Source organism: Nitrospirae bacterium YQR-1 (assembly GCA_039908095.1).
Classification (GTDB): domain Bacteria; phylum Nitrospirota; class Thermodesulfovibrionia; order Thermodesulfovibrionales; family Magnetobacteriaceae; genus Magnetomonas.
This window is the reverse complement of sequence record JAMOBJ010000001.1, coordinates 51,681-66,569: the sequence shown is the minus strand read 5'-3', so window position 1 is coordinate 66,569 and position 14,889 is coordinate 51,681. Positions and strand designations below refer to the sequence as shown.

14 protein-coding genes are annotated in these 14,889 nt (G+C 44.7%); 8 read left to right on the top strand and 6 right to left on the bottom strand.

All coding sequences use genetic code 11. From position 1 onward, the window contains the following. Positions 1 to 19 precede the first annotated feature (19 nt). The 7 genes from H7844_00320 (at position 20) to hypE (ending at position 6,893) form a co-directional block, all read left to right on the top strand. Positions 20 to 1,192, top strand: coding sequence for a class I SAM-dependent RNA methyltransferase (locus H7844_00320; protein ID MEO5355730.1), 1,173 nt, complete (start codon positions 20 to 22; stop codon positions 1,190 to 1,192). Between the two features lie 145 nt (positions 1,193 to 1,337). Then, positions 1,338 to 1,568 (top strand): HypC/HybG/HupF family hydrogenase formation chaperone, encoded by a 231-nt coding sequence (locus tag H7844_00315; protein ID MEO5355729.1) that lies wholly within the window; start codon positions 1,338 to 1,340, stop codon positions 1,566 to 1,568. Next, positions 1,568 to 1,912 carry a hydrogenase maturation nickel metallochaperone HypA gene (locus tag H7844_00310; protein ID MEO5355728.1) on the top strand — a complete coding sequence of 115 codons (345 nt, stop codon included), beginning with the start codon at positions 1,568 to 1,570 and terminating at the stop codon, positions 1,910 to 1,912. The genes H7844_00315 and H7844_00310 overlap by 1 nt, the downstream gene beginning before the upstream one ends. Next, complete coding sequence (hypB, locus tag H7844_00305; GenBank protein ID MEO5355727.1) at positions 1,909 to 2,550, top strand: hydrogenase nickel incorporation protein HypB; 642 nt, start codon at positions 1,909 to 1,911, stop codon at positions 2,548 to 2,550. Before H7844_00310 ends, hypB begins: the two co-directional genes overlap by 4 nt. Beyond that, the gene (gene hypF, locus H7844_00300) at positions 2,529 to 4,841 is read left to right on the top strand and encodes a carbamoyltransferase HypF (protein ID MEO5355726.1); all 2,313 of its coding nucleotides are present in this window, start codon (positions 2,529 to 2,531) and stop codon (positions 4,839 to 4,841) included. The genes hypB and hypF overlap by 22 nt, the downstream gene beginning before the upstream one ends. Next, positions 4,838 to 5,905 (top strand): hydrogenase formation protein HypD, encoded by a 1,068-nt coding sequence (gene hypD, locus H7844_00295; protein ID MEO5355725.1) that lies wholly within the window; start codon positions 4,838 to 4,840, stop codon positions 5,903 to 5,905. Before hypF ends, hypD begins: the two co-directional genes overlap by 4 nt. Next, complete coding sequence (hypE, locus tag H7844_00290) at positions 5,898 to 6,893, top strand: hydrogenase expression/formation protein HypE (protein MEO5355724.1); 996 nt, start codon at positions 5,898 to 5,900, stop codon at positions 6,891 to 6,893. The genes hypD and hypE overlap by 8 nt, the downstream gene beginning before the upstream one ends. A 552-nt stretch (positions 6,894 to 7,445) precedes the next feature. Here hypE and H7844_00285 read toward each other — a convergent pair. The 6 genes from H7844_00285 to H7844_00260 form a co-directional block, all read right to left on the bottom strand. After that, entirely contained in the window at positions 7,446 to 7,736 is a 291-nt protein-coding gene (locus H7844_00285; GenBank protein MEO5355723.1) for a hypothetical protein, read from the bottom strand. 236 nt (positions 7,737 to 7,972) lie between these two features. Then, positions 7,973 to 8,113, bottom strand: coding sequence for a hypothetical protein (locus tag H7844_00280; protein MEO5355722.1), 141 nt, complete (start codon positions 8,111 to 8,113; stop codon positions 7,973 to 7,975). Positions 8,114 to 8,357: 244 nt separating this feature from the next. After that, positions 8,358 to 11,177 carry a PD-(D/E)XK nuclease family protein gene (locus H7844_00275; protein MEO5355721.1) on the bottom strand — a complete coding sequence of 940 codons (2,820 nt, stop codon included), beginning with the start codon at positions 11,175 to 11,177 and terminating at the stop codon, positions 8,358 to 8,360. Between the two features lie 100 nt (positions 11,178 to 11,277). Next, complete coding sequence (gene ispF, locus H7844_00270) at positions 11,278 to 11,751, bottom strand: 2-C-methyl-D-erythritol 2,4-cyclodiphosphate synthase (protein MEO5355720.1); 474 nt, start codon at positions 11,749 to 11,751, stop codon at positions 11,278 to 11,280. After that, positions 11,748 to 12,443: a 2-C-methyl-D-erythritol 4-phosphate cytidylyltransferase gene (gene ispD / locus H7844_00265; protein MEO5355719.1), complete on the bottom strand. Its 696-nt coding sequence runs from the start codon at positions 12,441 to 12,443 to the stop codon at positions 11,748 to 11,750. The genes ispF and ispD overlap by 4 nt, the downstream gene beginning before the upstream one ends. An 86-nt stretch (positions 12,444 to 12,529) precedes the next feature. Then, positions 12,530 to 13,504: a TRAM domain-containing protein gene (locus tag H7844_00260; GenBank protein ID MEO5355718.1), complete on the bottom strand. Its 975-nt coding sequence runs from the start codon at positions 13,502 to 13,504 to the stop codon at positions 12,530 to 12,532. 242 nt (positions 13,505 to 13,746) lie between these two features. Here H7844_00260 and H7844_00255 point away from each other — a divergent pair, with 242 nt between their 5' ends. After that, positions 13,747 to 14,880, top strand: coding sequence for an alanine--glyoxylate aminotransferase family protein (locus H7844_00255; protein MEO5355717.1), 1,134 nt, complete (start codon positions 13,747 to 13,749; stop codon positions 14,878 to 14,880). Positions 14,881 to 14,889: the final 9 nt, after the last annotated feature.

The following is a 14,889-nucleotide window of genomic DNA, read 5'->3' as shown; positions in this document are numbered from 1 at the left end:
GGCCCCTGTTTACGGAGGTATGTGCCTGTCGAAAAAAGACGGAGTTATCTTCGTAAAAGGGGCCTTACCCGGCGAGAGAGTCATAGCGGAGCTGACAGAGAGCAAACGTGACTATTCTATAGCACAGACGGTGGAGATTCTAAACGGCTCCACAGACAGAGTCACTCCCCGCTGTAAAGACTATAACCTCTGTGGAGGCTGCCACTATCAGCACATCTCCTATCAACGGCAGCTTTCCATTAAAGAGGAAATCCTTCTGGACTGCCTTCAGAGAATCGGTAAAATAGATATACCACTGTCTGAGACAGTCTTTCTTAATCAATGGAATTATAGAAACAAGGCGCAATTTAAGGTCTCAGGACAGAATGAGCCCGGGATAGGTTTTTACAGAGAACACTCCAGACATGTAATTCCGATATCACAATGTCATCTGTTAAACCCTACGATAAATAAGTTTTTAGAGAAATTAACCGGAGCCCGCTTTCTCAGGGGATTGAAGGAGATTCACATTCTGACCGGTGACAACACGATAGCTTATGTAAAGGGCGATGGAGTGGATGAGGCACAGTTGGATTTTTTCATCGACATCGGATTTGACGGGGTAGTGTCGGATGAGGGGCTTTCATTGGGCCGGAGCTTTTGCGTACTGGAAAACAGCCGGCCACAGTTTACTTATACGGTATCTCCCATGGGGTTTTTACAAGCTAATCAGGGGATGAATGCGCTTTTGGTGGAAAAAGTATTGGAGCTCGCCGGCCCTATCGAGGGCAAAAGCGTTTTGGATGTTTATGGAGGCGGTGGTAATTTTGCTATCCCGTTGTCATTTTCAGCCCGCAGCGTTACGGTAATTGAAGAAAACCGCCACAGTGTTGAGGACGGCCTCCGCAACGTAAAACTCAATAATGTTAAAAACGTGACCTTTAAAGCAAAACCATTTGAAAAATATCGCTCGTTACAAACATACGATGTTGTCATCACAGATCCACCGCGGGCGGGATTAACCAACAACGCTATGGAAACACTTAAAGCGCTCTCTCCGGCTAAAATAGTTTATGTTTCATGTAATCCCTCCACATTTGCTCGTGATGCTGCAAAGCTTCTCGATAAATATGTTCTTTCTTCCGTCCGGTTGTTTGACATGTTCCCTAACACCTACCATGCAGAGACCCTTTCCGTCTTTGATTTGAAGTGATAACCGGTGTGTTAGAGGAGGAAAAGAGGATAAACTTGGTAATAAAAAAACAATGGAGAGGTTGTTTACTTTTGACTGCGATTTGGTATAAGAAGGTAATCTTGTGATGCAGGGTTGCTCCAGAGAAAGGAAAGGGAAATAAAATATGTGTCTTGCTGTGCCGTCAAAAGTCATAAGTGTTGATAATCATACCTCGGTGGTTGATGTTATGGGGGTGCGGAGGGAGATAAGTTTACTTCTAATGCCTGAGGAGGTCACTGCAGGGGATTATGTATTAATACATGCCGGTTTTGCAATCCAAAAAGTTGACGAAACAGCTGCACTGGAGACTCTGTGCTTTTTTAAGGAGGCGGGAGTGCCTCTTGATGAGGGCTAATGCACGAACTATATATTGCTCAAAGCATACTGGAGACAGCCGTCACTCACTGCATGGAAAACGGATGCAGCCGCATCGAATCGGTAACGGTACAGGTCGGCCTTGCTGCGGGCGTTATGAGTGAGGCGCTTGCCTTTGCCTTTGACGCTCTGAAGGGCGGCACTATCGCAGAGACGGCAGAGCTCATCATAGAGAAAATAACCCCTCAGTGTGTTTGTAAAAACTGCTTGGAAATATTTGAACCCGCTGAGGTATTCCTCACGAGTTGCCCTAATTGCCTCTCCTCTGATGTTAATATAACTAAGGGCTTTGAACTACAACTGCTGCAACTGGAAGCGCTATGAATATAAAGGTAGTGTCGAAAATACTTGAGTCAAATGACCGCCTTGCCGAATCTAACAACCAACGGCTGAAAGCTGCCGGTATTTACACTATAAACCTTATGGGAGCTCCCGGAGCAGGCAAGACAAGCGTCTTAGAACGTGTTATCACAACTCTGAAAGATACACTCAGGGTTGGAGTAATCGAGGGTGACATTGTAGGCTCTGAGGACGCCCAAAGGATTAGTGCGCTTGATGTGCCCGTAGTTCAGATAAACACCGGTGGGGCCTGTCACCTTGACGCCAATATGATAAGTGAAGTTCTGGACTCCATGCCACTTGACTCCCTGGATATACTGATAATTGAAAATGTAGGGAATCTTGTCTGTCCGGCGGAGTTTAAAGTCGGGGAGGACATAAAAGTTATGGTACTAAGTGTAACCGGGGGGCATGACAAGCCACTAAAATATCCGCTTATGTTTCGTGAGTCCACCGCTCTGTTGCTTAATAAGGTTGACCTTCTGCCCTATATTGACGTTGATATAGACAGAGCCCTAAGAGACGCCCTCTCTATAAACCCTGCTATTAAGATATTTAAAACATCCTGTAAGACGAGGGATGGAATCGGGGACTTTTGTACGTGGTTAAAAGGACTCAGATAACTGTTAACGGCACAGTGCAGGGTGTGGGGTTTCGGCCCTATGTGTATAATTTGGCGCACGCTTGCGGCTTAAAAGGCTTTGTGACCAACACCTCCGCAGGCGTAAAAATTGAGGTCGAGGGAGAGGAAACGGAAAGTTTTATGCAGCGCCTTTTAAAAAATCCGCCGCCGCTTTCACATATAGATTATATCAACACCTCAACACTACCCACGGAGGGTAGCAGCGATTTTGAAATCCTGAGCAGCATTTCCGACGAAACATCATTTACTATGCTCTCCCCCGATATATCAATTTGTGAGGATTGTTTAAGAGAAATGTTCACACCCTCAGACAGAAGGTATCTGTATCCTTTTATCAATTGCTCCAACTGCGGCCCCAGATATACGATAACTAAAGCCATCCCCTACGACAGGGCAAACACAACAATGTCTGTGTTTACAATGTGCGGTGAGTGCAGGGCTGAGTACGAGAGCCCCGGCAACAGACGTTTTCACGCCGAGCCGATAGCATGTCACAGCTGCGGGCCGAAAGTTGCGCTTTTCCCGGAAACCGGACTCTCAGCACATCCCCTACTTAAAGCCGTAGAGTATTTAAAACAGGGGGCAATACTGGCGGTTAAAGGCCTTGGGGGCTATCACCTCTGTTGTGATGCTCTGAATGAGGAAGCTCTCAGGAGGCTAAGAAATAAAAAAAGACGAGATAAAAAACCCTTTGCCATGATGTCACCCGATATAACTGCAATTGAGGAGTTTGCACATGTTTCAGCCCGAGAGAGGGAAATGCTTCTGAGTCCACAACGGGCTGTTGTGTTGCTAAAGAAAAAGGGCGGCATACCGCATGGTGTAAGCAGCCGGAGTCCATCGTACGGCTTTATGCTGCCCTACACCCCTCTACATTATCTCTTGTTCCATTATCCTTGCACTGCAGCCGTGGAAAACACTTTTTTCCCTCCGGCACAATATAACTTTAAGGCGCTGGTTATGACAAGTGGAAACCAGCCTGGTGAGCCGATAATATCGGACAACGGGGAGGCGATAAAGAAGCTCTCCACCGTGGCCGACGCCTTTATCACACACAACAGGGATATTTACATGGCAATTGACGACTCTGTGTTAAGCGTGCGGGCTGAGGGCACGATAAACCTCATAAGGAGAGCACGCGGGTTTGTGCCGGCTCCGGTTATGCTTTCTGAGGACGGCCCCGATACGCTGGCTCTCGGTGGTGATATAAAAAACACTTTTACGGTGGCAAAGGGCTGCTACGCAATACCGGGGCCCCACACCGGAGATATGGAACACATTGATACAATTGAATTTTTCAGCCTCAACCTTGCAAACATAATGTCCATGTATAATATAAAACCTCTGGTTGCAGCCTGTGATATGCACCCGGGGTATTTCTCCTCTGAGTACGTTTCAGGCAGCACAGTGGTGGTAAAAACGGCAGTTCAGCACCATCACGCCCACTTTGCCTCCGTGGCGGCGGAGCACAATTTACAAGGTAAAGCAATCGGTGTTGTGTTTGACGGCACAGGGTACGGCACGGATAACAACCTGTGGGGCGGGGAGTTTTTAGTTGCCGATGTTTATGAGTTTGACCGTGCAGCACATTTTAAATATATTCCACTTCCCGGAGGCGCACAGGCTGTCAGAGAACCCCGCAGAATGGCTGTAAGTTATATTGTGGATGTTTATAAGGAAAACACCATGGCTGTGCTGCAAGACCTTGGATTTATAGAAAGGCACGGGAGGCAATTTACAGAAAATCTGCTTCGGATAATCCCGCAGAGACAGTACAGCCCGTTGTCATCGAGTGCCGGACGGCTGTTTGATGCGGTAGCGGCACTGCTGTGGCTGTGTGATATAAACACATTTGAGGCAGAGGCCGCTATGGCTTTGGAGTCTGTAATTGATGAGGATTACAGCGGCAGCTATCCTTTTTCTATAACAACTGAGCGTTTCATAGATTTTTCATTAACCATCTCAAAAATAATTGAGGATATATTAAACGCTGTGGATACAGGTAGAATATCGGCCTCATTTCACAACACCATGGTAGCCGTAATTTGCGAGGTTGTTAACAGAGTAAGCAAAGAGAGAAATATTAGAAATGTGGTCTTAAGCGGAGGGACTTTTCAGAATGCCTTTCTTGTAAATAAGACAGTACGGGCTCTTAAGGAAACCGGCATGGCTGTTTTTGTAAATGAAAGGGTCCCCTGTAATGACGGAGGGCTGTCTCTGGGCCAGGGTTACATAGCACGGGAGAGATTAAAAAACAGCGAGGTTATATGAATGGCTTTGTAAAGCTAATACATGATATAACACCACCTAAGCACCTTAAGCTCATGGAAGTATGCGGCACTCATACGGTAAGCATTTTCAGAGGCGGAATAAAATCCCTGCTTCCTAAGGAAATAACACTGATAAGCGGCCCCGGCTGCCCCGTGTGTGTGACAAGCGTTAAGGACATTGATGCTGCAATAAGTCTGTCAATGACTCCAGGTGTGATACTTGTGACCTTTGGAGATATGATGCACGTCCCCGGCGGAGACAGAATGTCTCTGTATAAGGCAAAAGCACAGGGGGCATGTACAGAGGTTGTGTACTGCCCGCTGGATGCACTTAAAATTGCAACAGACAACGGCAGTTCAAAGGTAGTGTTTTTTGCAACAGGTTTTGAGACCACCTCGCCCTCAATAGCAGCGACCATTGAGGAGGCCGGAGACAGAGGCATCGGTAATTTTTATGTTTACAGCTCCCATAAGCTTGTACCGCCGGCACTCAGCGCTCTTATGAGCTCTCCGGCGGTGGATATTGACGGTTTCATTCTCCCAGGCCACGTTAGCGCCATAATCGGTAAAGAGCCCTATGAGTTTTTGGCATCGGATTATGCCAAACCCGGTGTAATCACCGGATTTAGCACTGATGATATCTTGATGGGCATTTACATGCTGCTTTTACAAATATCTGATAAAAAAGCTGAGATACAAATACAGTACACCAAAGTGGTAAGACCGGAGGGCAACCCCAAAGCAATTTCTAAGATTCACAAGTATTTTGATGTTTCAGACACTTATTGGCGCGGGATTGGGCAAATTCCCCAAAGTGGGTTAATCCTCAAAGATGAGTATTCACAGTGCGATGCTAAGAAACGCTTTTCAATAGAGATTGACCACTGCAACCCTGAATCAAATGCCTGCATGTGTGGAGATGTTTTAAGAGGGCTGAAGAGTCCGCCTGAGTGTGCACTGTTTGGTAAGGGCTGTAAACCGGAAAATCCAGTTGGGGCCTGCATGGTAAGCTCAGAGGGCAGTTGTGCCGCATATTATCGTTATGGAGGGGCGGCGGATGGATAGAATACTATTGGCTCACGGCAGTGGCGGGAGGCTTATGCACACACTCATCGAGGAGTGCTTTGCTCCGGCTTTTGATTTAGGACAGTTGTGTGATTGCGCAATTTTAAATACCGCTGCGGGCAGGCTGGCCTTTACCACAGATTCATTTGTAGTGTCCCCGTTGTTTTTTGATGGTGGTGATATTGGAACGCTTGCAGTAAACGGTACTGTAAATGATCTGTCGGTCTCAGGAGCTAAGCCGCTATACCTTAGTGCCGGATTTATAATTGAGGAAGGTTTTTTAGTCTCACACCTGGCTAAAATAGTGCAATCTATGTCAAAGGCGGCGGCGGTGGCAGGGATTAAAATCGTAACGGGTGATACAAAGGTAGTAGAGAAAGGCAAGGCGGACGGGATTTTCATAAACACATCCGGCATCGGACTACTGCCTGAGGGCATAGATATATCCCCAGTAAAAATAAAAACATCAGATGTTGTCATAATAAGCGGCGGGATAGGTAATCACGGTGCCTGCATAATGGCCGGGCGCAACGGACTGAGTTTTACGCCACCTTTAAAGAGTGACACAAGGGCGTTAAATGCTCTGGTCAAAGAAATGCTGTTATGCACAAAAAACATACATTTCATGAGAGACCCGACACGCGGCGGCGTTGCCACCACCCTTAAAGAGGCCGCAACAGCCTCAGGCCTTTGTATAAAGATAAAAGAGCAGTGCTTACCCATCGAAAATCAGGTAAGAGGCCTGTGTGACCTTCTGGGGCTTGACCCGCTCTACATTGCCAATGAGGGGATTTTAATAGCTATAGTTAACGCCTGCGATGCTCCAGGCCTGCTTGAGAAAATGAATCGACACCCTGACGGCAGTAATGCTGCAATAATCGGCGAGGTGCTTCCTGCTCCATCGGGCGTAGTAATACTTGAAACTGCTCAAGGTGGTAAACGTATAATTGAAATGCTGACAAACGACCAACTCCCCCGGATATGTTAATACCGGCGGTACCTGTTTCATTATTTCTTGCGTTTCAGATAGAGTCTTATCCTGACTGGTAAAGGTATAAAATTCCTTATCTCTCTCATTACAAGAGGGCATTCGCTTTTTACGCTTTCCTCTACCCGCTTAACCATCAGAATTCCTCACGGTTTTCTTTGCTGTTGTGTACAGCAACTAATCGGGCTTACCATGTTCCGCTAAAATTACATGTTGATGGTTTAGCTTCTCCCTGTACACCGATGGGTTTCATGTCCGTGTAACATTATTTGAGAGAATGCCAACCACCCATTCATCTTTTGGTCGAAGCCTCTCAGCATCTTTGGCTTTCAGGAGTAACGGCGCTTACGGCAGTTCACTTATGTTAAGCATACCATCTGAAGATTAGCCCCCTACTGATTGATGCTATCAGTCTCTCCTCACGGGTTGGAGTTAACGGGTTACATTGTCGTCCGGGCTTCAAACAGATGCGTTACCACCTCTGCTTGCCGGACTAAGCTACCTGCTACGGAAAACAGGGTTAAGTCCTTATTCTATAAGGCTTTACAATAATTAAAGCGACTTCATGCCGCACGTCAAAAACTCCTTCAATTCATCCACTGAACCGGCTTTCTTGATAAAATTTTTAAATTCTTCTAATTTATCTATAGTGTTTAAGGCCTTAACCATATTCATCAACTCAAGTCCGGCTGAACCATATTTTAGTTCAAGCCCTAATTCAATGCCTTCAAGCAATCCATCACGCTTACCCTCAAACAACCCTTTCTGTTGACCCTCAAACAATCCCTGTTGTCGTCCTTGTTTAAATCTCACATCTCTTTCTAAATTATAAACTAATGCCATATCCTCCGCCTCCTTACATACTTCGTTCTGTAAATCCCTTAGTTGTGACAGGACTTCCACTTGCCTTATGTACTTTGCACGAAGCGTTTCTTCCTTTGGCAACTTTAAAGGCTGAGATTGCCACACCCCCTGCGGGGGTTCGCAATGACGGCACGGGGTTGTTGCTCCAACGTTTTTTATTCGTCATTACGAGGAGCGTTAGCTTCGTGGTAATCTCATCTTTTAACACAAGTTTACTAAGCCGGTTTAATATTTCTCGTAAGTTTAGTTTCTACTGCCGTGGATTTAACTATTTTTAACCCGATTACTTCTGTAATTAGGGTATCTACGACATCCTTCAGTATCTCCTTTATAACCTTGTCATAGCGTTTTGGCATTTGGTGATATTATAACATTTGGGTAAATTAATGCACTAAAGGCGTTCGGTGGTTTGAATTTCCTCCATCCCCATCCTTGTTGTTCCACCCGACTTTATCACTTCGTGCACAAAAGAGAGCGTGAAAACGCCTAAAAATAAGTGACTATAGTTAGGGCGGAAAATGTAGTGCCCTGTTTTTTGTTTTTTCCTTATATATCAATACGTTAGCTCTTAAAAGTGATGAAGTCGGGAAAAGTTTAACTTTAATGATACTCTCCGCAAAGGTTTGCATAATCACAGTAAGGGCAAATGCTTTTACGTTCAGATGCCGGCGTGAAGGGAATATTTACATTGTTTGTTTCTTTAATGAGTGCTGTAATTATGCCGCTTAACTTGCCGTAAACCTCAGAGACATCATCCTTAGCGGTAAAAAGCGGCAATTCTATTTTTTCGTTTAAGTAGTTTCTGCCAAGCATTAAAAACATAGCGTTAAGGTTTTCTATTTTCTCATTCCGGCTTTTTAAAAACAGATACAGATAAAATGGCAGTTGAATGCTCCCGATATATTTAGTCCATGTGGTTCTGTCTTCAAAAATTAATTTGTCTTTTCGGATTGCATAAGCTGCCGGATTCGCTGAGGTTTTAAAATCCACGATGACGATTTTTTCATTTATGCTTAGGATTAGGTCTATTCGCCCCCCAATATTATATCCCTCAGAGGCGGCTGTAAGTTGTTTCTCAACTCCAAGGACTTTTACCTCATTATTTCTGACAAGGACATTAAGATAGCCGCTTATGAAATCACCAAGATGTTTTTTCACCTGGTTTTTCATAAGATATGCCGCTGCGGAGGCATCCTTACCGTAAGATTTAAGAAACGCTGTTTCAACCAGATGGTTGACCTCACGTATGCTTAATCTGTCTTCAGTCAGGATACCTTCAGTCTTAGCTGAAAAAAAATCCCTCAGCACCTTGTGAACAAACAAACCGACATCGGCAATTTCAAGACTTCCCGATACAGTCTCCCGCCGGTATAACGACAGCACGTAGCGGTAATAAAACATGAGCCCGCACCTGAGATATGTATCAAGTGACGTGGCACTCAGGGTAACTGTGTTTCTCAGAGCCTCTAACATTTCAGGTGTTTTCGATGCCGGCTCAACAGGTTGATTGCGCAATTCTATTTTATATTGAATCTGTCTTATATGTCCGTTAAGCCGCCCTGAGGCCTTTTGTTTTTCCCACAGAATTTTTTCAACAAAACGGCTGCGCTCTTTTCTGTCGTTTTCCACATAAAATATGTGTGCCTCCTTTGCACCCCTTAACAAGGTTTCAAAGTAGTACAAGGAAAGACGTTCTTTGTCTTCATATGCCGGAAGCCCAAGCATAATCCGTACCTTAAACGGAAGCAGGGTATCTTCCTTTCCGGCCACTGGTACAATCTCCTCATTGGTATCTAAAAAAATCACACGATCAAATTGTATGTTTCTCGTCTCCAAAAAACCCAACACTTGTAAGTCCCGAAGCGGTGTGCCTTCAAAAGGACAGTGACAGGTGGAAATATACTTTCTAAAGAGGTTAAAGTAACCGGAAAGGCTGGAAAATTCCATATCCTTTAGCAGGCTTCGGCTTATTGTAAATAATGCCTCGGCAAATGCCTCGGCAAACGGATAAAAATATGGATGGCTCTTTGCCGTTGTATTGTCATAAATATAACTTAAAATTTTAAGGCATCCGCCGGCAAAATCACCTATGTTTTTGAAACTCAAAAAACTGCTGATAAAGGCATTATGAATGCCTTTTAAATGCCCTCTGAGACTATCCTCCTCTATTACCTCCGCTGAGCCGTCAAGTTTTTTGATGATTTTTTCAAAGATTCCGTTTAGATTTTCTATCTCGCTGAGTTTAAGAAATGTCCTTGCCCTGTTGGATGAAAGCTCCTCTTCTATTGTGTGAAAAACTATTCTTGTAAGTTCAGCCTGTCCTTTGAAAAACACGTTTTTAGTGTATGGGTGAAGTGTAAACTTAATATAGTCAGGCACATATACCCTGTCGTCTTCCATAGACAGGATTGTTTCCATAAGACTTTGAAAAAAGCCATAAACCGGAGTCCGTATTAACGGATACCCCAGCGATACATTATAGGAGGTCTCACCAAATGACGATATGCCGTGATAGAGTAGCGGAAACAGTGTATCAGGAAGCGGCAGCACTATAACTGTCTTACTGAGATCACAGTTGCCGCTAAGAATGCTGCTTACGCCAAAGACCTGACCATGTGTATCAGCGCAACTTATGAGATTAATCTCAGGGCTGTCATTGCCGCTGCCATAGTCTGCAGTCTCATCAACATTCAGCGCCTTAAGAAGATTGTCAATTCCCGGGCCGTTTTGAAATATGAACCTGCTGCCTGCCGCATTTGATAATTTATTAAATATCTCCTTTTCGCTTTTTGTAAGAGCAAAAAAACCGGCAAAAATAATTCGATCAAATTTTTGTAATGCATCAACATCAACTTCCTCAGCGGCTTTCACATACCTTGTCGAGCGGGTGGAGAGATTCAGAGTTTTTATCTTAGCATAAAATTCTTTATAGAAAAACGAGAGCGAATTGAGCATATCTCTGGTGCGGGGGGGCAGCGCATCCTCCGCTATATGGTCAATCTCAGTGACAGCTTCTATGTTGACATGTTCAATGTAAAGCTCCTCGATATCTTTGTAAATATCGATTCCCACGGAGAGGAAACTATCAGCGCCAAGGTAACAATCCCCGCCGATTGGCTTTATCGCCTGTCTGTGAAGTTTATAGAGGATCGCAATGGCATCCAGCGTATCCGTTTTTCTTTCGTGATGATTCAGTACCTCGGTATAAATATAATCCACAAACGCATCCATTGAAAAAATCAGAGGAGGTATAAATGCGGTTCCGTCCTTATCTGCTATTGCTTTTCTTAAAAAATGCCCGGGACGTTTGCCTGGGAAAACCACTACGTTGGATGAATAATCGTTACCATCCGTGACCAGCAGTGAGAGAATCTCATCTATAAGGTTTTCGTTTGAGGATAGTATTTTGACTCCCTTCATTTTTATTCTGAATGCAGCTTAGTATAATCGCTGGTTGACATTGAGCTCAAAGATTTATTTCTGCTTCTAAAAATCATGCGGTTCAATTATAAAAACAGTTTTATAGTTGCACAAGAACACACGTAACCATAGCAGCCACCCCCTCGCCCCTGCCGATAAAGCCCATTTTCTCATTGGTTTTTGCTTTGATATTGATACAGCCCGCCTGTATGCCTGATTTTGATATGGCCTCTTTCATCCTCTCAACATAAGGAGATATCTTTGGAGCCTCAGTTATCACAACACAGTCTGTCCACTGCACCTCAAACCCAAGCTCTTTAATTTTATCAATAACTACAGAGAGCATCGCAACACTGTCGGCATCTTTCCACCTCGGATCGGTATCTGGAAAAAGTTTGCCGATGTCGCCAAGCCCCGCCGCACCTATTATGGCATCCGTTATGCTGTGGGTTAAGACATCAGCATCGGAGTGCCCCGCAAGGCCATACTCAAAGGGTATCTCCACACCGCCTATGATTAGTCTTCCGCCTTTTACAAACCTGTGGCTGTCATACCCAATCCCCACGCGTATCACCGTGAAAATCCACCCCGTGAGACTATAAACTCTGCATAGTCCATGTCTTCCTTTGTGGTAATCTTGATGTTTCCATAAAATGACGGTACTATTTTTACTCTACCCCCGTAGTGCTCTATCGCCGATGTGTCATCTGTAAACTCAAGGTTATCTGCGGCAGCCCTCTCATATGCTCTGTAAATCGTCTCATGCCGGAAAACCTGCGGGGTTTGCACGGCCATCAGCTCCTGCCGCTTAAGTGTCCTCTCAACATATAGGCCGTCTTTAACTTCCTTGACCGTGTCTTTAATGTTAACGCCTGCCACCACTGCATCACAGCCGTGCAGTGAATTTATACAATTTAGCACCAACTCCGCCGTTACAAACGGCCTTGCCCCGTCATGGACGACAATCCGTGCGCTTTTGTCTTCAATTAACCTAAGCGCATTTAAAACCGATTGCTGACGAATCCGCCCCCCGGGAGCCACCCTCCTGACTTTAGTTATCCCATACTTCTCAACTATCAAATCACAGTCCCTTAAATCACAGTCTCTTAGTACCGGGATGATTTCATCAATAATGTCCAGGTTCTGAAATACCTCTAAAACACAGGCAACCACAGGTTTACCGCAAATTGTGTGGAATATTTTATTTTTTTCAGAGTTAAATCTGCTGCCCTGACCGGCGCCCGGTATCACTGCAACTGTAAACATTAAGACAAAACCTCAAATATCCGCAATTAGATTATTATAAAACATGTACCGGGCTGCGGCCTTAACCGCAGCCCGATACTGTCTGTTTAAAATTCGTTTGCCGGCTTAGAGAAGATCATCCTGCCCGCCGTTGTCTGAAGTACGCTCGTTACGGCAACCTCTATGTTTTTGCCTATCATCTTTCTTGCATTTTCAACAACCACCATTGTGCCGTCCTCCGTGTAGGCAACCCCCTGATTGGACTCCTTACCCTCTTTAATAATAAACACTTTCATCGTCTCCCCGGGTAACACCACCGGTTTAAGAGCATTTGCCAGTTCATTGATGTTTAACACTGAAACGTCATGAAGCTGGGCAACCTTGTTTAAATTAAAATCCGTGGTGATAATCTTTGCATTCATCATTTTTGCCAGTGCTACGAGTTTGGAGTCAACTTCCTTGATTTTTGGGAAATCCTCCTCAATTAACCTTACGGTTATGTTGGATAGTTTCTGTATCCTGTGCAAAACATCAAGACCTCGTCTGCCTCTGCTCCTTTTCATTGAATCAGATGAATCCGCTATGTGTTGAAGCTCCTGAAGGATAAACTGGGGAACAATAAAAATCCCCTCGAGAAAACCCGTGTCACAAACATCGGCTATTCTGCCGTCAATAATGGAACTGGTGTCAAGAATTTTAAGGTTTTCCTCCAGTCCCTGCCCTCTGAAAAGTCTTATAATACTGGATGCAGAAAGGTTCTCGCCCCTTATAAGACCGATTAAAAGGCCGGTATAGCCGGTAAAAGCTTCAATAAAATACGATATTACAGGGTAAACTCCTATGAGATTTCTGATAGGAAAAATGATGAGTCTGCCTAATGTAATTCCAAGAACAAGGCCGGTTATGCCGCCTACAATTTTTCCAATCTTTAATTTCTTCAGAAAATACTCGCTGCCCAACACCATTAGCCCCAGCATGATGCCGACAAAGGCTCCTTCATAAGTAAAGCCATACGGCTTCATAAGATGATATCCGCCGATTACAAAAATTACGAAAATAAAAAGCCTGAAAAATACCGCCACTTCTACACACCCCCTTATTTTAATCCCTTACCGCAACCATTACGATAAGAAGTTAAGAATTTTTGTGAAAACCTATATTTTTTTCACAGTTTTTATTATAATAGTCATATTGCCATGTTGTAAATACGTATAAAAATTATATTTATTAAACAAGGGTATTTTTCACGTGGATTCAGTAAACAAAGATAGTGTACAAGTGTTAAAAAGTTAAAATAGAAAAATATGCCCAGGAGGTACGTGACATGTTAAAAAAATATTTGTTAGCGCCGGGACCTACACCGGTGCCTCCGGAAGCACTCCTTGCCATGGCAATGCCCATGATTCATCACAGAGCGCCGGATTTTATCCCCATCCTTGAGTCAGCCCGCAAGGGGCTTAAGTGGCTGTATCAGACAGGCAACGACGTTTTAATCCTCAGTTGTTCCGGCACCGGCGGTATGGTCGCATCTGTTACCAACTTTTTCAATAAAGATGACAAGGTGCTTGTGATAAACGGCGGAAAATTCGGAGAGCGGTGGCTTAAGATTGCTAAGTCCTATGGGCTTATCCCTGTGGAGTTAAACGTCAACTGGGGGTATTCGGTAAAGCCTGAAGAGGTGGCTGAGATACTTAAGAAAGACGGCGGCATTAAAGGAGTGTTTGTGCAGGCAACTGAGACCTCAACCGCCGTCAATCACGATATAGAAGCTATCGGCAAAGTTGTCAAAAATCATGACTCCATATTTGTTGTTGACGCCATAAGCTCATTGGTTGCCCATGATTTAAAAACCGACGACTGGGGGGTGGATATAATGGTAGGGGGGTCTCAAAAGGGGCTAATGCTGCCACCGGGGCTTGCCTTTGTAAGTGTCTCTGAAAAAGCATGGAAAATGGCCGAAAAATCTAAACTTCCCCATTACTATTTTAACTTAAAAGTGGAAAGACAAAAACAAAGTGAAAACCAGACAAATTTTACATCGCCGGTTACCCTTATAATCGGTCTCAACGAGTGCATAAAGATTCTGGAAAAAGAGGGACTCCAAAATGTCTTTGACCGGCACACACGGCTTGCTAATGCCACCCGTGCCGCCGCCACAGCACTGGGCCTCGGCCTTTATGCAAAGGAAAATCCCAGTAACTCAGTTACCGCCATTGAGGCCCCGGCCGGTGTTGACGGGCAGAAAATCTATAAAGTACTCAGGGAGACCTATGGAGTGACATGTGCCGGAGGACAGGATGCCGCAAAGGGAAAAATATTTAGAATCGCACACCTGGGTTATGCAGACAGGTTTGATATTATTACGGCAATCTCAGCTATAGAGATGACCCTTAGGAGACTTGGCGCCGAGGTGGCCCTTGGCAGGGGCGTGGCTGCGGCTGAGGAGCTGCTCTTTTAGCTCAACGTA

Bases quoted from the DNA above. Each gene is read 5' to 3' on its own strand.
- hypB (MEO5355727.1), top strand. From the start codon at position 1,909: ATGAATATAAAGGTAGTGTCGAAAATACTTGAGTCAAATGACCGCCTT.
- H7844_00285 (MEO5355723.1), bottom strand. From the start codon at position 7,736: ATGGCATTAGTTTATAATTTAGAAAGAGATGTGAGATTTAAACAAGGA.
- H7844_00315 (MEO5355729.1), top strand. From the start codon at position 1,338: ATGTGTCTTGCTGTGCCGTCAAAAGTCATAAGTGTTGATAATCATACC.
- H7844_00280 (MEO5355722.1), bottom strand. From the start codon at position 8,113: ATGCCAAAACGCTATGACAAGGTTATAAAGGAGATACTGAAGGATGTC.
- hypD (MEO5355725.1), top strand. From the start codon at position 4,838: ATGAATGGCTTTGTAAAGCTAATACATGATATAACACCACCTAAGCAC.
- hypE (MEO5355724.1), top strand. From the start codon at position 5,898: ATGGATAGAATACTATTGGCTCACGGCAGTGGCGGGAGGCTTATGCAC.
- ispD (MEO5355719.1), bottom strand. From the start codon at position 12,443: ATGTTTACAGTTGCAGTGATACCGGGCGCCGGTCAGGGCAGCAGATTT.
- H7844_00275 (MEO5355721.1), bottom strand. From the start codon at position 11,177: ATGAAGGGAGTCAAAATACTATCCTCAAACGAAAACCTTATAGATGAG.
- H7844_00310 (MEO5355728.1), top strand. From the start codon at position 1,568: ATGCACGAACTATATATTGCTCAAAGCATACTGGAGACAGCCGTCACT.
- H7844_00320 (MEO5355730.1), top strand. From the start codon at position 20: ATGTGCCTGTCGAAAAAAGACGGAGTTATCTTCGTAAAAGGGGCCTTA.
- H7844_00255 (MEO5355717.1), top strand. From the start codon at position 13,747: ATGTTAAAAAAATATTTGTTAGCGCCGGGACCTACACCGGTGCCTCCG.